General features: G+C 64.5%; 20 protein-coding genes. 2 read left to right on the top strand and 18 right to left on the bottom strand.

Annotated elements, in window-relative coordinates; translation table 11 throughout:
• Window positions 1–963 (top strand): aldo/keto reductase, encoded by a 963-nt coding sequence (locus ISX84_RS05320; protein WP_195819262.1) that lies wholly within the window; start codon window positions 1–3, stop codon window positions 961–963.
• Window positions 964–1,299: 336 nt separating this feature from the next.
• Here the strand turns inward: ISX84_RS05320 and ISX84_RS05315 are convergent, their stop codons facing one another.
• Genes ISX84_RS05315 through ISX84_RS05300 form a run of 4 tightly spaced genes read right to left on the bottom strand, consistent with a single transcriptional unit; the run spans window position 1,300 to window position 4,619 of the window.
• Window positions 1,300–1,851, bottom strand: coding sequence for an OsmC family protein (locus ISX84_RS05315; protein ID WP_195819261.1), 552 nt, complete (start codon window positions 1,849–1,851; stop codon window positions 1,300–1,302).
• 14 nt (window positions 1,852–1,865) lie between these two features.
• Window positions 1,866–3,101: an NAD(P)-binding domain-containing protein gene (locus ISX84_RS05310; RefSeq protein ID WP_195819260.1), complete on the bottom strand. Its 1,236-nt coding sequence runs from the start codon at window positions 3,099–3,101 to the stop codon at window positions 1,866–1,868.
• 28 nt (window positions 3,102–3,129) lie between these two features.
• Window positions 3,130–3,690, bottom strand: a complete 561-nt coding sequence (locus ISX84_RS05305; RefSeq protein WP_195819259.1) for an OsmC family protein — start codon at window positions 3,688–3,690, stop codon at window positions 3,130–3,132.
• Between the two features lie 38 nt (window positions 3,691–3,728).
• Entirely contained in the window at window positions 3,729–4,619 is an 891-nt protein-coding gene (locus tag ISX84_RS05300) for a class I SAM-dependent methyltransferase (RefSeq protein WP_195819258.1), read from the bottom strand.
• A 193-nt stretch (window positions 4,620–4,812) separates the two neighbouring features.
• Between ISX84_RS05300 and ISX84_RS05295 the strand changes: the two genes are divergently transcribed.
• Entirely contained in the window at window positions 4,813–5,505 is a 693-nt protein-coding gene (locus ISX84_RS05295) for a winged helix-turn-helix transcriptional regulator (RefSeq protein ID WP_195819257.1), read from the top strand.
• Between the two features lie 251 nt (window positions 5,506–5,756).
• On the opposite strand, the gene ISX84_RS05290 is transcribed toward ISX84_RS05295, so the two are convergent.
• Genes ISX84_RS05290 through ISX84_RS05225 form a run of 14 tightly spaced genes read right to left on the bottom strand, consistent with a single transcriptional unit; the run spans window position 5,757 to window position 20,902 of the window.
• Window positions 5,757–6,485 (bottom strand): SDR family NAD(P)-dependent oxidoreductase, encoded by a 729-nt coding sequence (locus tag ISX84_RS05290; protein ID WP_195819256.1) that lies wholly within the window; start codon window positions 6,483–6,485, stop codon window positions 5,757–5,759.
• Between the two features lie 4 nt (window positions 6,486–6,489).
• Window positions 6,490–8,082, bottom strand: a complete 1,593-nt coding sequence (locus ISX84_RS05285; RefSeq protein ID WP_195819255.1) for an isochorismatase family protein — start codon at window positions 8,080–8,082, stop codon at window positions 6,490–6,492.
• Between the two features lie 36 nt (window positions 8,083–8,118).
• A complete protein-coding gene (locus tag ISX84_RS05280; RefSeq protein WP_195819254.1) occupies window positions 8,119–8,967 on the bottom strand; it encodes an N-acyl homoserine lactonase family protein in 849 nt (282 codons plus the stop codon).
• Between the two features lie 13 nt (window positions 8,968–8,980).
• Window positions 8,981–9,859, bottom strand: coding sequence for an amidohydrolase family protein (locus ISX84_RS05275; RefSeq protein WP_195819253.1), 879 nt, complete (start codon window positions 9,857–9,859; stop codon window positions 8,981–8,983).
• The gene (locus tag ISX84_RS05270) at window positions 9,856–10,944 is read right to left on the bottom strand and encodes a vWA domain-containing protein (RefSeq protein ID WP_195819252.1); all 1,089 of its coding nucleotides are present in this window, start codon (window positions 10,942–10,944) and stop codon (window positions 9,856–9,858) included. Before ISX84_RS05270 ends, ISX84_RS05275 begins: the two co-directional genes overlap by 4 nt.
• Window positions 10,941–11,816, bottom strand: a complete 876-nt coding sequence (locus tag ISX84_RS05265; protein ID WP_326838703.1) for an AAA family ATPase — start codon at window positions 11,814–11,816, stop codon at window positions 10,941–10,943. The genes ISX84_RS05270 and ISX84_RS05265 overlap by 4 nt, the downstream gene beginning before the upstream one ends.
• Before the next feature lie 11 nt (window positions 11,817–11,827).
• Window positions 11,828–12,859 carry a xanthine dehydrogenase family protein molybdopterin-binding subunit gene (locus tag ISX84_RS05260; protein ID WP_195819250.1) on the bottom strand — a complete coding sequence of 344 codons (1,032 nt, stop codon included), beginning with the start codon at window positions 12,857–12,859 and terminating at the stop codon, window positions 11,828–11,830.
• Complete coding sequence (locus ISX84_RS05255; protein WP_195819249.1) at window positions 12,859–14,682, bottom strand: xanthine dehydrogenase family protein molybdopterin-binding subunit; 1,824 nt, start codon at window positions 14,680–14,682, stop codon at window positions 12,859–12,861. Before ISX84_RS05255 ends, ISX84_RS05260 begins: the two co-directional genes overlap by 1 nt.
• Window positions 14,679–15,161 (bottom strand): (2Fe-2S)-binding protein, encoded by a 483-nt coding sequence (locus ISX84_RS05250; RefSeq protein ID WP_195819248.1) that lies wholly within the window; start codon window positions 15,159–15,161, stop codon window positions 14,679–14,681. Before ISX84_RS05250 ends, ISX84_RS05255 begins: the two co-directional genes overlap by 4 nt.
• Window positions 15,161–15,937 carry an FAD binding domain-containing protein gene (locus tag ISX84_RS05245; RefSeq protein WP_195819247.1) on the bottom strand — a complete coding sequence of 259 codons (777 nt, stop codon included), beginning with the start codon at window positions 15,935–15,937 and terminating at the stop codon, window positions 15,161–15,163. Before ISX84_RS05245 ends, ISX84_RS05250 begins: the two co-directional genes overlap by 1 nt.
• Window positions 15,934–16,380, bottom strand: coding sequence for an SRPBCC family protein (locus ISX84_RS05240; protein WP_195819246.1), 447 nt, complete (start codon window positions 16,378–16,380; stop codon window positions 15,934–15,936). The genes ISX84_RS05245 and ISX84_RS05240 overlap by 4 nt, the downstream gene beginning before the upstream one ends.
• Before the next feature lie 41 nt (window positions 16,381–16,421).
• The gene (locus ISX84_RS05235) at window positions 16,422–16,859 is read right to left on the bottom strand and encodes an SRPBCC family protein (RefSeq protein WP_195819245.1); all 438 of its coding nucleotides are present in this window, start codon (window positions 16,857–16,859) and stop codon (window positions 16,422–16,424) included.
• Complete coding sequence (locus tag ISX84_RS05230; RefSeq protein ID WP_195819244.1) at window positions 16,860–20,066, bottom strand: flotillin family protein; 3,207 nt, start codon at window positions 20,064–20,066, stop codon at window positions 16,860–16,862.
• Window positions 20,063–20,902, bottom strand: a complete 840-nt coding sequence (locus tag ISX84_RS05225) for a phosphoenolpyruvate hydrolase family protein (RefSeq protein WP_195819243.1) — start codon at window positions 20,900–20,902, stop codon at window positions 20,063–20,065. Before ISX84_RS05225 ends, ISX84_RS05230 begins: the two co-directional genes overlap by 4 nt.

The following is a 20,902-nucleotide window of genomic DNA, read 5'->3' as shown; positions in this document are numbered from 1 at the left end:
ATGGTTTTGACGTCAGATCACGCGTTGTCCTTTGGCACCGCAAGCCTCGGCGGGCTCTACCAGCCCGTGCAGCCCGAAGACGCCCAGGCGGTTCTGCAAACCGCGTGGGACGCCGGTATCCGCTACTTCGACACAGCACCGCATTACGGCAATGGCGCGTCCGAACACCGGTTGGGTGATTTTCTGCGGGACAAGACCGGCTGGGTGCTGTCCACCAAGGTCGGACGCCTCCTGACGCCCGATGCCGCCCCACCCGCCGTTATCAACGGCTTTCACAGCGCGCTGCCACTCAAGCAGCACTTCGACTTCACCTATGATGCTATCATGCGGTCTGTTGAGGATAGCTTTCAGCGACTGGGCCTGAACCGGATCGATATCCTCTATGTGCATGACATCGGCGACCCCGGTGCGGGGACAGACACGGCGCATCATCGCGCCCAGCTTTTGGATAGCGGGCAGAAGGCCTTGCGCCAACTGAAAGCGGAAGGCGTTGTCGCTGCCGTGGGTCTGGGCGTGAATACGGTCGAGATCTGCGAAGAGCTTCTAGGCCAGGTCGAAATGGATCTGATCCTTCTGGCCGGGCGCTACACCTTGCTGGACCAGACTGCTAAGGACCGGTTGTTCCCCCTGCTGTGCAAACACGGGACGAAATTGGTCATCGGCGGGGTTTTCAACTCGGGCATCCTGGCCACCGGACCGCTGCGCGGGGCGATGTATGACTACCAGCCAGCCCCGCAGCATATCCTGGACAGAACGGCCGGGATTGCGCGCATGTGCGACCGGCATCAGGTCTCCATGGCGGCTGCGGCTTTGCAATTCCCGGCGCAAAGCGACCATGTTGTCTCGACACTCATTGGAACGTCAAAACCCGGCTCGCTGACGCGCAATATTGCGCAATACCATCAAGAGCTGCCGCAGGAGCTCTGGGCGGACTTGCGACAAGCGGGCGTCATACGCGAATGAGTGACGTACCAGAGTTTCCGAATGTCGGCACGCGCAGGCTATAGGTGGTCAGAAGCCGCCGTGACCCCGATGATCTGATGGATTTCGGGTCCCTATAGAGATCGCGCAAGCGGTTCCGGTTCAGGCAAAGGACGTTATCGCGCAGCAGACGGTTCCGAAGCTTGCCGAACAGCATCGGTTTACCGCGCCCGGCGGGACGGTGGATTTGCCCGCCCAGCCGATCAGGATGGCCACTCGGCCAAACACACCCCAAGCCTGCGCCCTACCGTTACTACCGGGCTTACGGGTGGGGTTCTGGATCAGCCTGTGAGCCGCGTGCCAATGCATAGGGTCCCGTCACACCGACCTCCGCTGCCATGCGACCGATACTTTCTGCGGATCGCGCAAGGCCAGAAACCAGGGGTCCATCTCGAGGACCCGATTGACCAGATCAGACACGACGTCATCAGGTTCCTCCGTGTCGATCTGAAGTGTGATCCGGGTCTCAAGGGGTCCCGCGTTCCCGCCCCCCAGACCGAAGAGAGCAAGATCGTCGCTCTCCATTTCAAGGTCCACGTGAACGGACCGGAAGACAAGACCTTCGCGGGCCGCGGCCATTCTAGTGGCAATGGCCACGCAGCCGACAATGCCCGCACGGGCAAAGAAACCGGGCGAGGGCCCCCGTGCGTCGCCCCCCATGGCGGCCCCCATGTCCATAATTGCCCGGTGCTTTCCCTGGGTGACATGGCACGCCAGCCCGTCATCGACGGTGCCGGACATTGCCAGCGTGACAACGGCCTTTTCCGGGTCGGCAGACAGACGGTCCATGACCTGTTTCTGGCTGGACCGAATGTGTCGGTCGCGGTCTGTCTGGCGCTGCTTGCTCAGGTTCCTGGTGGTGACTGTCATGATCGTCTTCCTTGTCATGCCACGCGGCTTGCGCGGTTGTGAATGAGATGGTTGGCCAGCACTTCGGCATCGGCGCCAACACCGTCGATGAACGCGGATTTCCGACGCTGCTGGGCGGGCATCCCCAGGACATAGAGGCCGGGGCCAACGACCCCGAATGTATGGTCGAGCCCGCCTTTTGCATTGAACACAGGCAGATCCAGCCAGTGGAAATCCGGGCGATATCCGGTGGCCCAGATCACGGTGCGGATGTGCCCGTCATCCAGCCGCAGTCTCAGGACCGGGTCCCTCCCCACCTCGGTCGGCTCCAGCCGGTGGGGCGGTTTCAACCCGCTGAGGGTCTGGCTCTCCGCCCAGGCGTCGAAGCTCTCCAGCAATCGGTTCAGTTTCAGATCCGACAGCGCGCAGTGATTGGCCAGCGCTCCTGAGAACTGCGCATACCCCTCCCGAATACCAGCAATCCTGCCGACGATCTGAACGCCGCGCGCGCGCAATGTGTTGAGATCCAGTGCCGCAAGTGTCGCGTCCCCGACCAACTGCATAGAGGGCAAGCGCCGGATGCGATCAATGTCGTCGAGGGGATCAAGGCAGGCATCCAGAACACCGCTTCGATCCAGCCACCACTGGATGTCGCGCCCGCGATAAGACCGTGGCGCCCGCAAATGCGAGCCGACCGCGAGCGTGACCTCATGACCGACCGCGCGCAGTTCGGCGGCAATCTGCGTTCCACTGGCCGAGGCGCCGACCACCAGCACGCCGCCGGGATCAAGTTGCGCGGGGGATTTGTAGGACATCGGTGTCATGCTGGTGACGCCCGGTGGCAAGTTGTTGGCCAGCTGTGGGATCTGAGCCTGTGCGCAGGCCCCTGTGGCCAAGACGACATTGTCGCACTGCCAAGCGCCCTGCGTCGTCTCAACCCGATATCCAAAACCCTGAGACGTCACGGATGTGACGGTTGTCCGCTCTTCGACCGGCGCTGCACAACACGCCGCATAGCCGCGCAGATAATCTGCGATCTGCGGCATTGTCATGAAGCCGTCCGGGGCATCACCCGAATAGGCATAGCCCGGTAGTCGGCTTTGCCAGTTGGGGGTCAGCAAACGCAGGCTGTCCCAGCGCTCGCTGATCCAAGCGTGCGCGATCTCTCCCCGCTCGATCACCACATGGGTGACCGACCGGTCCGAGAGACATTTGCTCATGGCGAGCCCGGCCTGACCGGCGCCGATGATGACGGTCGATATGTGTCTCACGCCACGCGCCCTTTCTTTTGAGTGTGCCTTAGGCCACGTCCACAAAGACGTTGGTGGGGTTGGTCAGCAGATCGAAAACGGCGGAGCGCTTCTGTGATTGGGCGACCAGCGCGCGGATGTCGCTCTCAGACGCATCTGCGTCGATCTCGAACCGGACGCGGATCGCATTGAAACCGTTGCGGATGTCGGGGTCCATCCCGAGGATGCCGCGCACGTCGATTTCGCCTTCGATGATCGCCTGCACCTTGCGCAGCTGAATGCCACGGTGCTGGGCCACGGCAGCCACACCGCCTGTGAGGCAGCTGCCAAGCGCGGACAAGACAAGCTCCGGCGGCGTCGGCGCGGTATCAGCGGCTGCGAAAACCTCGGGGTGATCGGCGTTGACCACAAAGGTTTCCTTGCGGATCTGTTCTTCGCCCAGACCGAAATAGCCATTGATCGTATTGCTGCTTTCGGTGCCGCTGACCCAATCACAGGTGCTGCGGAATACGAAAGACGCCGCCTCGGGCATCTGGGAGAACGCCCCCCGGGCACCGATCAGCGCTTCGGTGTTGACGCCATTGTCGACCTTGGTTTCTACGGTATTCATTGTCATTCCTTTCAAAGGTTTAGCTGTGTTGATGGAAGTTACGTGTCCGCAGGATTGCGGGCGGTGATGAGCCAGGAGGAACTGTCCATCCACAGTCCCTGCTCATTCGTCTCAACGGGTGCGAACATCTCGGCCAAAGCAGCCTCGACTTCTGCGCGGCACTCTTCGCCAAGCGCGCCGGCTTCGCGGAATGTCTCACCCGCCGGGCCGATCGCCAGTTGAAAGGCAATCGCCTCCTCTACCGTGCGTCCGACCATGACCTTGGCGTCGATGCGCTTGAAGGCGATGTCGGTGAAACCGGCAGCAATCATCTGGGCGCGGGTGGTGGTTTCGTCCGCCATGGAAAACGGACCGGGGCCGCATGTCAGCGCGTCCTCGCCGGGTTTGGGCAGGATCGTCTGCACAACGTCACGCGCCGCGATCAACCAGGGATTATCGGCGCGCCTGCGCCAGACGATATGGGCCATCCGCCCCCCGGGCCGCATGGCCGCCCGCATGGCACGCAGCCCCGCGACCGGGTTGGCAAAAAACATCGTGCCGAAGCGGGCAAAGACGAAATCAAAGGCACCCGTCCCGACGCTCTGTTCGACATCCCCACAGGTGAAACGCAGGTTTTGCATCTCACTCAACGCGGCCAATTGCGCGGCGTGATCGATAAAGGCCGCGCAGCAATCCACCCCCAGAACGTCACCGCCGGGCCCGACGCGGAGGGCAAGCTCCACCGCCGTGTCGCCAAACCCGCAGCCGACGTCGAGCGCCTTGTCGCCGCTGCGAATGTCCAGCACGGGCATGATTTCGGCGCTGTGCCGGGACAGGCCGCCCACCAGAATATGACGATAGGTCATAAACTTCGGCGCAAGCACGTCGTTCCAGAAGTCAACCAGAGGTGACGGTTCACCCCTGAAAGTCAGTGTATTATGTACGTTCATCTTTGGTCTCCCGTGCCCAATGGGCATCGCTGAAAAGAGCTGTCCGGATGGTGACCGGACTGGATGAGCGAGGTTTTAGGGAGATGGGAGCAGCGCGAATACTTCACGGACAGTAGCGATGCACTACAGAAATCAAAGCAACGAACTACACAAAATGAAGTAACGGTGTTATACTCGCCGTCAGGAGCGCGGCATGACACAGTACAACCAATTTTGTCCTATCGCCAAAGCCACCGAGATCCTCGGTGAAAAGTGGACCATTCTGATCGTGCGCGAGATCCTTCTCGGCAGCACGCGGTTCAACGAACTGCAACGCGGGCTTGGCGATATTTCTCCAGCGCTGCTGACCAACCGGCTGAAGATGCTGGAAGGCAAAGGCATGATCGCCCGCCGCAGAATTTCGGGACAACGCGGATATGAATACTTCCCGACCGAGGCCTGCAAAGCGCTGCTGCCGGTTATCATCTCTCTGGGAGAATGGGCCCTGCTCTGGGCGAGACACACGATTCTGGATTCGGATTTCGACGTCGAGTTTCTGATGTTCTGTCTTGAACGCAGCATCGATCCCTCAAAGCTGATTGGGGGTGAGACAGTCATCAAGTTTCGCTTTACCGATCTGGCCGAACAACCCAACTGGTGGCTGCTGGTTCAAAACGGCAAGGCGCAGGTCTGCCTCAAAGATCCGGGCAAGGACGTAAACGTCTATTTCGACGGCTCGGTCCGCACGATGCATGATGTCTGGATGGGGGACCGCACGTATAAGGACGCGATGAAGTCCGGCGATCTGTCCATTCAGGGGGATCCGGCCCTCACGCGCAACGTGCAGTCATGGCTTACGCCGGCACATTACGTCAACGCAAAGCGCGCGCCGATCCCGGCGGTGTAGACGTTGCTTTGAGGCGGCAAAGGGGCCCGGAGTTTTTCCGGGCGCCTTTTGCAATCGATCCCAGCAGGTGCCGCATGTCATCCTGTCCATCCGACCGTTGTGATGGCGACCCGCAGTGTCACGAAGGCATCGGCCCGGGCCTTTTGAAAGCCCACAGGGATGGGCAGACGAGCCATGTATTTGCGCCGGGAACGTCGCCAAACACGATGATTGATCCCCTCGGGATGGTCCGCTTGTGTCTTTTCAAGCGCCTAGTAGGTTGCGCGCCCGCCCGACAGATCAAAGACGCCGCCCGTCGCAAAGCCGTTCTCGGCGCTGCAGAGCCAGCAGATCATCGCGGCGGCCTCGTCGACCTGCAAAAAGCGGCCACGTGGGATCTTGGACAGCATATAGGCAATGTGCTCCTCGCTCATCTGGTCGAAAATGCGCGTCTTCGCGGCGGCGGGCGTCACGCAGTTGACCGCGATATCGAGCGTGGCGCATTCCTTGCCCGCGGATTTCGTGAGCCCGATCACCCCGGCCTTGGAGGCTGAATAGGCAGAGGCCATCGGGTTGCCCTCCTTGCCCGCCACGGACGCGATAAGCACAATACGCCCGTAGCCGCTGGTCTTCATCCCCGGCAACACGGCGCGCAGCACGTGAAAGGACCCGGTGAGGTTCACGTCGAGGATCTTGCCCCAGTCCTCCAGCGGATACTCTTCTATCACCGCGTTGGGCCCCGCAATCCCTGCGGAATTCACCAGCTGCGTGATCCCGCCCAGCGTCTTTTCCGTCTCTTTCTGCGCCGCCGCGACACTGGCGAAATCCGCCACATCGACCACGCAGGTCACGGTCTCTGGTCCGAGCTCCGCCTTGGCGGCCTCCAGCGCGGCAGGATCACTGTCCCAAAGCGCCACGGCACTGCCTTCGTCCTTGAACTGGCGCGCACAGGCGAGGCCAATCCCCTGGGCCCCGCCGGTAACAACTGCAATCTGTTTCATATCCCTACCTCAAAGCTGCGATCACCGCGTCGGTGCGTGTCACAGTCGCCACATTCTGCATGGCATAGTCAATGGAGGCGCGGTGCCAATCGGCGTTCATCGTCGAACAGGCATCCTCGGGCACGATCATGTGAAAGCCCTTGTCCGCCCCCGTGCGCGCCGTGTGCTCGACACTCATGTTGGTCCAGGCGCCGGTGTTGATGATCGTATCGCGCCCACCATGCCGCAGGTAGCTTTCCAGCCGCGAGGTCTCCCAGGCGCTCATCAACATCTTCTCCACGACCAGATCGCCCGGCTGCGGCTCCAGCCCCGCGGCAGGGGCCACGCCCCAGGTGCCCCGGACCAGCGCGTTTTCGCCCTTCAGACCGCGCATCAGCTCACAGTGCTGCGCCAGATGCGGATGCCCTTCCTCGCAGACCATCCAGACGTGGATGACCATCACGCCCTTCGCGCGCGCAGCCTCGGCCAGACGCCGGGCGTTGGCAACGACATTCTGGGCGGTCGCGTGATCGGGGCTGCCGGTGCCGGCAAAAGCCCCGCCCGCAATCATCACGTCGTTTTGCAGGTCCTGCAGGATCAGCGCCGTGCGCGCGCCAGTGATCGGCGCCAGCGCCGCCTGCGGCTGCACATCCGCCGACTGCGCAGGACTGGTCTCTGGCGGTTTAACAGCGGCGGGCTGCGCGGTCATGAAGGCCTCCATCTTGCCCTGCGTCTGGGTCCGTACCGCGTAAACGGAGGTCTCCGCGCAGATGTAGAGGGTGCCCCAGTCGCTATCGCCCCAATGCAGGTTCGCGGCCATCTCCGGCAATTGGATCTCGCCCAGCTTCATGCCGTGGAAATCATAGACCCAGATGCCGCCGGGGGCCGTGACATAGATGTTGCCGTCCTTGTCCGACTTCATGCCGTCAGGCACGCCACGGCGGAGATCCTCGCGGATGCCGCTGGCAAAGATGCGGCCGTTCTGCAGCCGCCCGTCTGCGCCCAGATCGAATTTGCGAATATTGGCCTGATCGGTGTCATTGACCCAGATGAACTTCTCACACGGGCTCAGGCAAAGCCCGTTGGGCTGGCTGAACATGTAGCGGTCCGAGACCAGCACCGGCTCCTGCCCCGGCTGATGGCCGGGCGGCAGCATGTAGACGCCCTGAAACCCCATCTGCAACGGGCGCGGCACGCCGAAATGCTCCATCCGCCCGTAAGTCGGATCGGTGAAGAAGATCGCCCCGTCGCGCCGCATCACGATGTCATTGGGGGAGTTCAGCTCGCGCCCCTCGAAATGACTGGCCAGCACCGTGCGGCTGCCGTCCCGGCCCAGCCGCACCACGGAAGACGTCGCATGTTCGCAGACCAGCAGGTTGAGGTCGGCATCGTAGGTCATGCCGTTGCCCTTGTTAGAGGGCCGCGCCAGCTCGCGCACGCCCTGCCCGGGCACGTATTGGCGCCGCACGTCGCCCGGCATGTCCGAAAAGAGCAGGGTCTGCTCCTGCGGATGCCAGAGCGGCCCTTCGGTGAAAATATACCCGGTGCCGATCTGACGCACCGGCGCATGTGCCTCCACCAGTGCGGCAAACCTGTCGTCGGTTGCGATATGTCCCATGCGTCCCTCCCTGCGCGGCCAGACGGTCAAGCCCGCCTAGACCGGAAACCAGTCGCGGCTCGGCAGGGTTTCGGTCATCGGCCCGGGCACCTGCATGCCCAGGCGCCCGACCACCTGCGCATGTTCGATCTTGGCAGGCCGGTCGTGGATCGGCAGCAGAAAGGTGAAGTTCTGCAAGAGTTTCTTGACCGCACCCTTCTCGGCCCGCTTGGAGCCCGCGTGATTGCCGGTCACCTGCGGCTCCATATGGTTGTTGACCCGCACGTGGTTGACGATCTGGTCGTTGAAATCATAGATCACGTCGCCGCAGATGCAGGCCAGCCCCTCGGCGGTTTCCACCACCACATTCATCGAGCCTTCGGTATGGGCGCCCGCCAGTTCGCACCACACACCGGGGATGATCTCTTCGGCGGCGGTGATTTCCAGATCGAGGAAACGCATCGCCTCGGGCTCGTAGATGCGATCAACCAGATGTTTGATGTCGGGCTTGGGGTATTGCGGATACATGATGCCGGAGACGGAGAACTCCATTTCGCGGCGATTGATGCAGACGGTTGTGTTCATCGGGAAAAGGTCATCCTTGCCCGCATGGTCGATGTGCAGATGGGTGTGCAGAATGTAGCGGATATCGCCCAGTTTCAGCCCGTGTTTGGCCAGTTGGTTTTCGATCATATTGTCGTGAAACTGCAGCCCGCGCATGCCGAGGGATTCCATGATGGCATTGTCGCGATAGCCCGTGTCCACCAGCACCGGATAGGTGCCGCCGGTGATCAGGAACCCGTAGACCGGCACCCGCCGCGTGCGGCCGCATTCATGGCCGAGCACCAGAAACGAGGTTTCCAGTTCGATATCGCCATAGTCCAAGACGTGAATTTGAAGAGCCATCAGGTCACTCCCTTTAAGTGTGGTTATTCAGGCCGTAGACGCGGGCGGCGGTGCCCGCGAAGACGGCGTTTCGGTGGGATTTCGGCACCGCGTCCATGTAGGCGGCGAAGAGATCGGCGTAAGAGGTCCAGAGTTTCTCGATCGGGTAGTTGGAGCCGAACATGCAGCGCTCGGGGCCAAAGAGCTTGAGTGCGGTTTTGACCTGATCGGTAATGTGTTCGGGGTCATTGCGGTGAATGAATGTGCCGAGCCCGGAGAGCTTGCAGATCACGTTGGGGCAGTCCGCAAGCGCGGTCATGCCGGTGAGCCAGAGCGTGCGCCCGGCTTTGGAGTGGTCCTCCAGCATGCCCGCGTGTTGCAGCACAAAGGTAACTTCCGGGCAGGCCTGCGCGAGGCTCACCGCCCCCGGCATCTGGCTGGCGAAGACCTGCAGATCGAAGCTGAGGCCCAGGTCGCCCAGCCGGGCGATGTTCTCCATCACCTGCCCCTCCTCGCAGAGATCGGGGCCCGGTGCGAAGCGGTAGGCAGGGTTTTCATGCCAGTGGAACTGGTGCCGTATCCCGCAGACCCCCGGCACATCCGTCAGCCGCTTGAGCGCCTCTGCCGCCCGGCGGCTGCGCATATCCGCAAAACCGACAATCGCCATTGGCCAACCGCTGCGCGCGCTTTCTGCCGCGACCCAGCGCGCCTCGTCCAGTGCCCAGTTCGGCGCCCAGTTGGCCTGCACATAGACCGATCCGGTGATGCCGGTGCCGTCGATGTCCTCAAGGAATTCCTCGATCATATAGTCGCGTTTGATCGGCGCGTAGGAGCCAAAGATGCGCGGCTGTTCCGGCCCCAGAAGCCAGGGCAGATCCGCCTGCCGCCAGATGTGATGATGTGCGTCGATCATGCCGCCCTCGCCAGGTTGAGTACATGCGCACAGATGGCCTGTACGCTCGCGCCGTCGCCCAGATCATCGATCCAGGGCAGGATGCCCGTCAGCGCCGCCGTCTCGGGCCGGAACGCCGGGTCAGCGGCAAGCGGGGTCAACCAGTGCAGCCGCCAGGCCTGCCGTGACAGCCGCGCCGTGGCGTCAATCATCATCTGCGGATCGCCCCGCTCCAGCCCGTCCGACAACACCAGCACCAGCGCCCCGCGGGCAAAACCGGCATAGCGCGGCACCGCCAGAAACGCCGAGAGCGCCGCACCCAGCCGGGTGCCGCCATCGAGATCGGCGATCTGCTGGCCGACCCGGGCCATGGCCGCCGGCCGGTCTGAGGGGCTGAGCCCTGCGGTGATCCGCGTCAGCTGTGTGCCCAAGGTGAACACCTCCACCCGCTCAGCGGCCTGCACCAGCGCATGGGCAAAGGCCAAGAGCGCGTCCGAGCGCTCTTTCATCGATCCCGACACATCGATCAGGCAAAGGATCCGCCGCTGCCGGGTCTTGCGCCTCGTGCGTGGCAGTGCAAAGAGATCGCCATCCGTGCGGGCCGCCTGCCGCAGCGCGCGGCGCAGATCAAAGCGGTCGCCACGCCGGGCGGGGCTGCGCCGGTAGGACAGCCGCCGGGGCAGCCGTCTCGGAGCCTCCCGCTCAAAAGCGCTCAGCGCCGTCGCCGCCGTCGGCATCACCGCCCGTGAGGCCAGTCGCTCCGCCGCCGTGGCCTCGGCGCCGCTGGGATCGGGGCCTTCGTCCAACTCGATCTCCGTGGTGGTCTGCTCAGGCTCCAGCGCCTCGGTGTCATCCTCTTCGCCGGGCGCATCGGCGGCCAGGCTTTGACCGGCAAGGATCATTTGGAAAATCGCATCGAATTCCGCGCGCCGCTCCGGCGGGATCGCAAAGAGCGCCAGCGCCGCGGCGTGCACATCGGCAATGCCGCGCGGGCCCAGCACGCCCGTGGCCGCAATGAAGCCCGCTGTCTGGTCGGGGGCGATGGCAAAACCTGCCTGCCGCAAGGCAGCGGCCAGCGCAAAGAAGGGCTCCAGCGCGCGCGTCATGCCGCCGCTCCCGGCAGGAACGCGTCAAGGTGCGGCTCCAGATAGTCGAGATCATCGTGATCCTTTATCGCCACCCCGATGGACCGGCGGAAAGCATCAGGCCAGGCCGCGCCCTGCAGGTTCAGGAGCGTCGCCGCCTCGGCCCATTCTACGGTTTCGGCCACGCCGGGCGGCTTGGCCAGCGGTTCGGCCCGCATCAGCCCGACCGAGGCCACAACCGCCTGTGCCGTGGCCTCGACCACCGCCGAGGCGCGCATCTGCACGATCTGCGCCTCCAGCGCCGGATCGGGATAGTCGATCCAGTGATAGACGCAGCGCCGCCGCAGCGCTTCGTGCAGATCGCGGGTGCGGTTGGAGGTGAGCACCACCACCGGCGGGCGCGTGGCGCGTTCGGTGCCGGTTTCGGGGATCGAAATGGTGAAATCCGACAGGAACTCCAGCAGGAAGGCCTCGAATTCCTGATCCGCGCGGTCGATCTCATCGATCAGCAGCAGCGTGGTGGCCGGGTTGCGCAGGGCGGTCAGCAAAGGCCGTTCCAGCAGGAAATCCGGACCGTAGAGATTGGTCTCGCCCACCTCCATCTGGCGCAGCGACAGCATCTGCCGCGGGTAATTCCATTCATAAAGCGCCGCCGCCGCGTCGATCCCCTCATAGCATTGCAGGCGGATCACCTGGCGCCCCAGCACGCCGCCAAGCGCCTTCGCGGCCTCAGTCTTGCCCACACCCGGCGCGCCTTCCAGCAGCAGCGGTTTGGCAAGGGCCAAGGCCAGATAGGACGCGGTGGCCAGCGCGGGAGCAGCGATGTATTGCGCGTCGCGCAGGGCCGCGCCCAGCGTCTCCGGGCTGGTGATCCCCGCGATATTCGACTGCACCGCCACGCCGCTCAGACGCCCGGCCGGCGCGGACCGGGCCGCGCGCCGCCATTGGTCCGGATCCCGCGCAGGATCTTCTCGGGCGTGATCGGCAGCTTGTCGACCCGCACGCCCACCGCATTGTAAACCGCATTCGCCACCGCCGGCAGCACCGGGTTGGCGCACATCTCGCCTGGCCCCTTGCCGCCGTAAGGCGCATCCGCCGCCGGGCGTTCCAGCACGGCGATGTCATGCGGGACGATCTCGCCGGGTCCGGGCATCAAATAGGTGTTAAAATCCTCCGGCCCGTGGCTGCGATCGGGATAGTAGGGTTCCGTGGTTTCATAGAGCGCGTGGCTCACCCCCATCCAGGCCCCACCGATGAGCTGTTGCTCGACCAGCTTGGGATTGAGCGCGCGCCCCACCTCATAGGCAGAGTTGATCTGCGTCACCTCCACCTCTCCGGTCTCGTCATCGACGTCGAGATCGACGATGAGCGCGGCATGGGCATAGGTGGTCACGGGGCTCATCTCGCCGGTATCCGGGTCCACGCCCGAGGGTTCGATCAGGAAGATCCCCCGCCCCGACAGCGTCCGCCCCTGTTTGAACTGCGCGGCAATCGCGGTGTCCGCGACGGTGATCTGACGGCTGGGCGCGCCCTTGACGTGGATGTTGCCCGCCCCATCGGTATCGAGGTCCTGCGCGCTGACCTCCAGCTCTTCCGCCGCGGCCTCCATCATCTGCGCGCGCGCCTCGGAGGCCGCGCGGATCACCGCATTGCCCACCCGGTGCGTGCCGCGCGAGGCGAAAGAGCCCATGTCATGCGGGCCGGTGTCGCTATCGGCGGTGTCGACATAGACATCCGCCAAAGGCACGCCAAGCGCCTCCGCCGCGATCTGCCGCGTCACGGATTTCATACCCTGGCCAAGATCGATGGCCGAGAGCGTGACCATGAATTTGCCATCGGGTGTGGAATGCACCAGCGCCTGCGCCGGATCGCCGCCGAGGTTCATGCCGATGGGATAGTTGATGCAGGCAAAGCCGCGTCCTGAATGTCGGGTCATCAGCGCCTCCTTGATCCGGAGAGAAACCGCGATACGCCCGGGCGTTTGACCCCGCGGCTGAACGGCTTCTCCGGCGCATAGGGGGCCGTCGGTTCAGGGACAGCCGGGGGTGTCGGTGCGGCTGCGGGCGGCACAGGTGCCGGGTCAGCGGCGGCGGCGGGCAGTGCCGGACCCGGCGCGGCGGCGGCTGGGTCATTGGGCAGGCGGGCGGGCGCGGTCGGCGCAGCCGCCGGGGCCGGGCCGCCCTCCGGGATCTTATGGCCAATCCGCTCGGCAAGGATCTGCATATCCGGTCGCTGCACTGGCACCGCGGCCATCGCACGCCCCTGAACGCCTGCGGGCAGCCGCCGCGTCCCGGGTGCCGGATCGGCACTGGCGCAGCGCCCGGCCCGGCGCGCGCCTTCCTGTCCCTCGTCGTCCAGCGCTGTTTCGGGGATCGCAGCGCGCGCCGCCGTCGTACCGGTCAAAGAACTCGCCGCCATATCCTGCGCGCTCAGCCCCCAGCCCGCCTTGCCCGCCGCCACCTGGCAGCATTCCACCAGCGCGCAATTCTTGGCACTGCGCCGGTGCGCCTTCATATCGCCGTCCCGGTAGGCGTTGAGGATGCGCAGGCTGACCGGATCGACACCCACCGCCTCCGCCACCCGGTCCATATGGCACTCCAGGGCAAAATCGACACCCGTGATCCCAAAGCCGCGCATCGCCGTCGCGGGCGTCCGGTTGGTGAAGACGCAAAACACATTCGAGGCCACATTGGGGATCGTATAAGGCCCCGGCAGGTGGCCCGTCCCCTTGTGCCCCGCATATGAACTCAGCCGGGTGTAGGCCCCCGCATCGAAAAACCCGGTGAACTGACGTGCCACGATCCGCCCGTCAGCCATCACCCCGTCCTTGATCCGCCAGCGTTCCGCCCCGCGCGGCGCGCCGACCTGCATTTCCTCCATGCGATCCCACTGGAACTTCACCGGACGGCCCGTCAGCATCGCGCCCAAAACGGCCATGGGCTCGGTGATGCTGTCGACCTTGCCACCAAATCCCCCCCCCACCGTACCGCCGATGAAATGCAACCGCGAGGAGGCGATATCCAGCAGCTTCGCGGTGGTGCCCAGCGAGAAAAACAGCGCCTGCGTGCCGGTGTGGCAAACAAACCGATCCGCGGTTTCGGGTGCCGCAATCGCTCCGCAAGTCTCCATCGGGGCCTGCTCGATGGGCGACATCTCGTATTCGGCCTCGACGATGTGATCCGCCTGCGCAAAGCCTGCCGCCACATCGCCAAATCGCAGTTTCACATGGTCATAAGGCGCGTAGGTAAAGGTGTTGTCCGGATAGGCCGGGTTCACCGACGGCGCACCCGGCGCAATCGCCTCCTCCACATCCAGCACATGGGGCAAGACCTCCCAATCGACACGCACGGCGGCACAGGCCGAACGGGCAATGGCCTCGGTATCGGCGATGATCGCCAGGATCGGCTCGCCGCGATAGCGCACCACCGGGTCGGACAGCAGCTGTTCGTCGTCCTTGCCAAAGCCGATGAGGCTCAGCAACGTGTTGAGATTGCTGGGCACATCCGCAGGCCGCACCACCCGCCTGACCCCAGCCATGCGCTCTGCCTCTGCCACATCCACCGACCGCACCCGCGCGTGGTGATGCGGGGAGCGCAGACAGCGCATGTGCAGGAGACCGTCAAAGAGGTGGTCGTCGTAATAGGCGGTGCGCCCGGTCACATGGCCTTCGATGTCCTGGCGCAGCTTCGGCTTGCCGATCTCGTTGAGATTGTCGTCGCGCTCATCGGCAAAGAGATCCTTGCGAAATTCGATGCTCATGCCGCGCGCCCCTGCAGTTTCGCGGCGGCCTCAAGGATGGCCGTCACGATGGGCTCATAGCCGGTGCAGCGGCACAGGTTGCCGCTGATGGCCTCAATCACTTCCTCGCGGCTGGGGCGTGGATTGGCTGCCAACAGCGCCTTGGCCGCCATCAGCATGCCGGGGGTGCAATAGCCGCATTGCGCGGCGAACCCTTCCATGAAGGCGCGCTGCAGCGGGTGCAGCTCCGCGCCCTCTGCAAGCCCGGCGGTGGTGTCCATCCGGCGCCCCGCCACGGCCTCGGCCAGCGTCAGACAGCTCAGATGCGGCACCCCGTCGATCAACACGGTGCAGGCGCCACATGTGCCCTGGCCACAGCCGTATTTGGGCGACAAGTCCCCGGCCCCGCGCCGCAGCGCCTCCAACAGGTTCTGCCCGTCATCCACGAAGATGCCGGTTTCGGCATCGTTGAGCGTGAAGGCCAGCGGTGTCTTGGGCATCATGTCTCTCCCATCAAGCAGCGGCGCAGATGCACGGGCGCGACCTCGCTGCGGTACCAGGCGGAGGCCAGCGCATCGTCCGCCGGGCTTAACCCCTGCAAACAAACGGCCCCGGCGGCAGTGACGCTTTCTTCGGTCAACCCCCGGCCTTGCAGAGCAGATTCTGCCGCCTTGGCCCGCAAGGGCGTGGGGCCCATCGCCCCGAAGGCGATCCGCGGCGCGGACCCACCATTGGGCAGGTAAGCGGCAATCGACATCACCGACACGCCTTTGGGCCGCGTGCGGCTGACCTTGCGGTAGCGCAGCGCACCCGGCGCGATCCGCGGCACCCAGATGCCCGTCACCACGCCGCGCGCCGTATCCCGCGCCGAGAGAAAGCGTTCGATCTCCTCGCGCCGCCCATCCGACCACAGGACCTGCGCCTCCAGCGCCAGCAGCGCCACGGTGAAATCACCATAGGGATGCGGTGCAAAGAGGTTGCCACCGACGCTCGCCATGTTCCGCAGCGCCGGGCCGCCGATGCTGCGCGCGACGGGGGCCAGAGCGGCGAGATCGGGATGCGCGATGACCTGCGCCATGGTCACGCCCGCCCCGATCAGGTGGCCGTCCCCCTCGGCTCGGATCTCGCGCAGCGCCGGATCGGTGATGCGGATCAGCCGCGGCACGGTCTGCGGCGCCTCGTTCACCTGCCGCATCAGCAGCGTGCCGCCACCCAGGATCGCGCCTTCTGCACCCGCAGCCTCGGCGCTGGTGGAAAAACTCCGAACCTCGGTCATGCGGCCTCCAATCCCATCTCGGCCCGGATCGCATCGAACCCGGCCTGATAGATGTCGTCCCCCACCAGGGCAGCCAGCGAGTCTTCCTGCCCTTTGGGCGTGTCGAACCGGCTTTCCCACTCCCAGAAGGTCCAGTCGCCATCGGTCACGGGGGCCAGCCGCACGTGGGCCACGTAGTTCAGCAGGGGCACCGGCGTCTCAAGCAGGCAGTAGGAAAAGCTCGTCTCCATATCGCTCAGGGTCAGCAGTTGCTCGCGCAGCTCCGCCCCGTCGGTCAGCCGAAAGCGGCGCACTGCACTCACCCTGTCTGCCGGGTTGCCACGTTCGATCTGACTTTCCGCGATGGCCGGATGCCAGCGGTCGTGCCCGTTGAAATCGCGCAGGATGTCCCAGACCGCCTCAATGGGGGCCGGCAGGATGGTGCTGCGATAGACCTTTACCATGGGCGCCGTCCTCCGGCCTGCATCGATCCCGATGTCATCCGCTACCCTCCGAAATGCCGTTTGAGCGCGTCAAAGCCACCCTGAAACACGTTTGTCCCGATCCCGTCGACCAGATCCGCCTCATCCGTGGGTTCGCAGGAAAACTCCGCCGACCATTCGGCAAAACAGCGCGCGCCATCTGTCACGGGGGTGAACCGGATCGTGGCCATGTAGTCCCAAAGCGGCATCGGCCCGTCGAGCATTGTGTAGCTGTAGAAGAGGTCGTAATCGCTCAGCCCCACCAGCTGCTCGCGGATGTTGTCGCCGTTCTGCAGGTTGAAGTTCCGGATGCAGCCGACTTTATCGGCGGGCAGCGCATCTTCGATACGGCTGTCGCGGATGCGCGGATGCCATTTTGGCAGCGCGTTGAAATCCCGCACCCGTTCCCAGACCTGCTCCGCCGAGGCGCCAATCACCGAGGAGACGAAAACGCGGGCCATCTAGGACTTCTCCTCGGGCTTGCGCGGGGTTTTGGCGTTCTTCGCCCGCGCAATCTCGGAGGTGGCCCGGGTCATGTCGGAGGCGTTGCGGAAGATGTCCGATTTGCTCACGTTGGCCCCGTCGATGCCGATCTCCTGCATCAGACTGTCGACGAACGGCGCCTGTACGCGGTAGCGCAGGGCCGAGTTCATGACCTCGTCGGTGGGGCTTGGCGCATCGCTCTTGCCTGCGCCACCTCCGCCGCCGCCATTGGCCCAGTCGAGCCCCTGCGTGCCGGACCCGCCCAGCTGCATGATCTTGATATCGCTGACATTTTCCAGCGGCTTGGCGCTGGCCGCGATGATGCCCTCCACATGCTCCAGCATCTTGCGCTTGAAGAGCGAATGCCGGGCGCCATCGGTGAGCACATTTTCCGCCTCGTTGATAAGCCGCGCGGCTTCGGCCTCCACCGCGCTGCGGATCTTGTCGGCCTCGGCGATGACACGCATGCGGTCGGCCTCCTTCTCGGCGCGGATGGTCTCCAGTGTCTTTTCGCGGCTGGCACTTTCGGTTTCGGCGGCGGTCTTGGCCTTCTCGGCTGCCTCCAGCGCGCGGGCCCGGGCGTTTTCAGCCTCCACCGCTGCGGCACTTTCATCGAGGGATTTCTGATAGAGCGCGATGGCTTTTTCCATCGCCGCCTCCTCGACGGCCTTCTCGCGGGCGATCTCGCGGGTGCGGCGTTCGGTCTGGTGTCCGATACGGGCGTCATCCAGCCCGCGTTCGCTGGCGATCTTGGCCCGCTCCACGTCTTCCTGACTGGCGATCTCGGCCTCGCGCAGGGATTGCACGCGGGCGATTTCCAGCGCTTCCAGCGCCTTCTTGCGTTCGAGCTTTCTGGCATCGAGCTCCTGCTCGGCGGCGATCCGCTCCGCATCGACGGTCTTCTCCTTGGCCACGCGAGCGGCCTCCGTCGCCTCATCTGCGGCAATCTGTGCCGCATCCATCGCCTTGTTGCGGGCGATCTCCAGCGTGCGGATACGCTCGTCCCGGGCAATCTTGTCCGCGGTTGTCTCCGCCTCCTTCTCGATGCGCTGCTGATCGACCAGCCGGCGCGAGGAAATCTCTGCCGCCTCAATGGCTTCCTGCTTTTCGATCTCGCGCGACCGCAGCTCCGCCTCCTTGGCGATATCGGCGGCGCGGGTGCGTTTTTCTTCCTGGATGCGGGCCTGAGCGATCTCTTCCTGCGCGCCGACATTGGCCACATCCACGGCGCGGTTGCGCGCGATCTCGCGCTCGCGCAGGTCCTGCTCATAGGCAATCCGTTCGGCGGCCAGCTTCTTTTCGCGGGCGATGCGCGTGGCCTCAATGGCTTCGCCCTTGGTGATCTCGGCGCTTTCGATGGCCTTGGCGCGGGCAACTTCGCGCTCCTGCGTGCTCTCCTGGCTTTCGATCCGGCGCAGTTCGGTCGCGGCCTCGGTGGCAATCCGCTGCGCCTCCACCGCTTCGCGCGCGGCAATCTCGGCCTCGTCGATGGCCTTGTTGCGCGCGATCTCGAGGCTGCGTACCCGCTCCTCCTGCGCAATCCGCTCACGCGAGGTTTGCTCGGCGGCGTCGATCTGCTGTGCGTCAAGCTCGCGCTGACGTTCGATCTCCCGCGCCCGGGTGTCCTGTTCGGCAGCGATCCGTTCCGCCGCCAGCGCCTTTTCACGTGCAATGCGGGCCGCTTCGGTGGCTTGCTGCGAGGCGATCTCGGCCTCTTCCAGCGCCTTCTGCCGTTCGATCTCCAGCGCGCGGGTCGCCTTGCTGGAGGCGATGCGTTCGGCGTTGATCGTGGTCTCCTGCGTGATGCGCAGCTTTTCCGCAGCCTCCTGCGCGGCAATTGTTGCCTCATCCACCGCGAGATTGCGCGCGATCTCCTGCTCCCGAGTCGTGCGCTCCAATGCAATCCGGGCCTCCGTCACCTCGCGTTCCTGCGCGATGCGGGCCTTTTCAATGACCTCCTTGGCGGCAATATCCGCCTCCTCGATCTGGCGCTTGCGGTCGATCTCGCGCGCCTGCGTCTCGCGATCCTTCTCGATGCGCGCTTCGGTCAAGGTCCGATCCTGCGCAATGCGGGCTTTCTCGATGGCTTCCTTGGCGGAAATCTCCGCCGCTTGCGTGTCCTTGTCGGTTTTGATCCGGGTTTCGGTCAGAGATTTTTCCTGGGTGATCCGTGCCTTCTCCACCGCTTCGCGCGTGGCAATCTCGGCCTCGTCGATGACCTTCTGGCGCTCGATCTCCTGCTGGCGGATCTTGCGCTCCGAGGCGATGCGCGCCTCGGCGACCCTTTCCTCATTGGTGATCCGCGCGGTCTCGATGGCCTCCTTGCTGATCAGCGTCGCCTCCTCGCCCTCTTTTTCCCGTTCCGAGCGTTCGCGCGCCAGTTCGGCCCGCTGCTGGGCGCGCCGAAACTCGATGTCGCGCTCCTGCTCTAGCCGCGCCTCCTCGGAGGCCCGATCAATCGCCAGTGTTTCCTTCTCCGCCTGCAGATTGCGGGTCCGGATCTGGATCATTGCATCCTGCTCGATGTCATTGCGCAGCTTGCGCCGTGCCTCGACCTGCTCGATCACGGAGGTCAGGCCGATGGCGTCGAAGCGGTTGGAGGGGTTGAAATACTGCAGATCGGTCTGGTCGATATCCGTGATCGCGACGCTTTCCAGCTCCAACCCGTTCTTGTCGAGCCCCTCCTGTGCCAGTTCCGCCACCCGGGCGGTGACCTCTTTGCGCTGGGTGTGCAGCTCTTCAAGGGTCATTTCCGCCGCTACCGTGCGCAGGGCCGAGATGAATTTGCCCGACAGCAGCCGGTGCAGCCGTTCCGGCTCCAGCGTCCTGCGCCCCATGGTCGACGCGGCCAGGCTCACCGCCTCTTTGGTCCCGCGCACCCGCACGTAGAACTCCGCATCCACGTCCACGCGCAGATTGTCGCCGGTGATCAGCGCCTCTTCGCGTGCCCGTGTCACCCCCAGATCGAGCGAATTCATGTTCACCGGCGTGATGTCGTGGATGATCGGCCAGACGAAGGCACCGCCGTCGATCACCACCCGTTCGCCTAGAAACCCGGTCCGCACGAAGGCCACTTCCTTGGTGGAGCGACGGTAAAGCCAGTGCATCACCCAGTAGAGGATGAAGATGACGATGACCGCGAGGATCAGCCACAGGATGAGTTGCCCAATGAGTTGACCGGTCATGACGATCCCCCTTTGCGTCCGATGTTCTTGAAGGCCGCGGTCTGGTCCCGCAGCGCGATTTCCGTCGGCAGCCGTTCCATCGAGGAAGCGCCGTAAAAGCCGTGGCAGTGTCGGGTGTTCTTCAGCACGAAATCGGCATCCTCCGGCATGGCCACGGGCCCGCCGTGCACCAGCACCAGCACCTCCGGGTTGACCTTGAGCGCCGCCGCCGCCCAGGCATCGGTCAGGGCGGGCGCCTCCTGCAGGGTCACGCCGGTTTCCGCCCCGATGGCGCCACCGGTGGTCAGCCCCAGATGCACCACGATGATGTCGGCCCCCGCCTCCGCCATGGCCGTGGCATCGGCCTCTGAGAAGACATAAGGCGTGGTCAGCATGTCGCGCTCGTGCGCCATCGCGATCATCTCGACCTCATGGGCGTATCCCATGCCGGTTTCTTCCAGGTTGGCCCGGAAGGTGCCGTCGATGAGACCCACGGTCGGGAAGTTCTGCACGCCTGAGAACCCCGCCGCCTTCACCTGATCGAGGAACCTGTCCATCAACCGGAAAGGATCGGTAGCACAGACGCCCGCGAGGACGGGGGTTCTTTCGACCACCGGCAGCACCTCGCCCGCCATCTCCATCACCACACCGTTGGCATCGCCATAGGGCATCAGCCCGGCGAGCGAGCCGCGCCCCGCCATACGGTAGCGTCCGGAATTGTAGATCACGATCAGGTCGATGCCGCCCGCCTCCTCGCATTTCGCGGACAGGCCGGTGCCTGCGCCGCCCCCGATGATCGGCTCACCGGCGTCGCGCATGGCGCGGAATTTGGTCATCAGGTCTTGGCGGTCGAACAT

The sequence above is a fragment of the Roseobacter sp. MH60115 genome (genome assembly GCF_015644665.1).
GTDB lineage: Bacteria > Pseudomonadota > Alphaproteobacteria > Rhodobacterales > Rhodobacteraceae > Roseobacter.
Note: the sequence above shows the minus strand (reverse complement) of the source record. Positions and strands in the feature narration are given on the sequence as shown.

What these genes read in the sequence shown, in the direction of transcription:
- ISX84_RS05295 (WP_195819257.1), top strand. Translation starts at nt 4,813, where the DNA reads ATGACACAGTACAACCAATTTTGTCCTATCGCCAAAGCCACCGAGATC.
- ISX84_RS05280 (WP_195819254.1), bottom strand. Translation starts at nt 8,967, where the DNA reads ATGGCTCTTCAAATTCACGTCTTGGACTATGGCGATATCGAACTGGAA.
- ISX84_RS05315 (WP_195819261.1), bottom strand. Translation starts at nt 1,851, where the DNA reads ATGACAGTCACCACCAGGAACCTGAGCAAGCAGCGCCAGACAGACCGC.
- ISX84_RS05260 (WP_195819250.1), bottom strand. Translation starts at nt 12,859, where the DNA reads ATGACCCGACATTCAGGACGCGGCTTTGCCTGCATCAACTATCCCATC.
- ISX84_RS05240 (WP_195819246.1), bottom strand. Translation starts at nt 16,380, where the DNA reads ATGGTAAAGGTCTATCGCAGCACCATCCTGCCGGCCCCCATTGAGGCG.
- ISX84_RS05300 (WP_195819258.1), bottom strand. Translation starts at nt 4,619, where the DNA reads ATGAACGTACATAATACACTGACTTTCAGGGGTGAACCGTCACCTCTG.
- ISX84_RS05245 (WP_195819247.1), bottom strand. Translation starts at nt 15,937, where the DNA reads ATGACCGAGGTTCGGAGTTTTTCCACCAGCGCCGAGGCTGCGGGTGCA.
- ISX84_RS05270 (WP_195819252.1), bottom strand. Translation starts at nt 10,944, where the DNA reads ATGACGCGCGCGCTGGAGCCCTTCTTTGCGCTGGCCGCTGCCTTGCGG.
- ISX84_RS05225 (WP_195819243.1), bottom strand. Translation starts at nt 20,902, where the DNA reads ATGTTCGACCGCCAAGACCTGATGACCAAATTCCGCGCCATGCGCGAC.
- ISX84_RS05235 (WP_195819245.1), bottom strand. Translation starts at nt 16,859, where the DNA reads ATGGCCCGCGTTTTCGTCTCCTCGGTGATTGGCGCCTCGGCGGAGCAG.
- ISX84_RS05305 (WP_195819259.1), bottom strand. Translation starts at nt 3,690, where the DNA reads ATGAATACCGTAGAAACCAAGGTCGACAATGGCGTCAACACCGAAGCG.
- ISX84_RS05285 (WP_195819255.1), bottom strand. Translation starts at nt 8,082, where the DNA reads ATGGGACATATCGCAACCGACGACAGGTTTGCCGCACTGGTGGAGGCA.
- ISX84_RS05290 (WP_195819256.1), bottom strand. Translation starts at nt 6,485, where the DNA reads ATGAAACAGATTGCAGTTGTTACCGGCGGGGCCCAGGGGATTGGCCTC.
- ISX84_RS05230 (WP_195819244.1), bottom strand. Translation starts at nt 20,066, where the DNA reads ATGACCGGTCAACTCATTGGGCAACTCATCCTGTGGCTGATCCTCGCG.
- ISX84_RS05320 (WP_195819262.1), top strand. Translation starts at nt 1, where the DNA reads ATGGTTTTGACGTCAGATCACGCGTTGTCCTTTGGCACCGCAAGCCTC.
- ISX84_RS05255 (WP_195819249.1), bottom strand. Translation starts at nt 14,682, where the DNA reads ATGAGCATCGAATTTCGCAAGGATCTCTTTGCCGATGAGCGCGACGAC.
- ISX84_RS05275 (WP_195819253.1), bottom strand. Translation starts at nt 9,859, where the DNA reads ATGATCGACGCACATCATCACATCTGGCGGCAGGCGGATCTGCCCTGG.
- ISX84_RS05250 (WP_195819248.1), bottom strand. Translation starts at nt 15,161, where the DNA reads ATGCCCAAGACACCGCTGGCCTTCACGCTCAACGATGCCGAAACCGGC.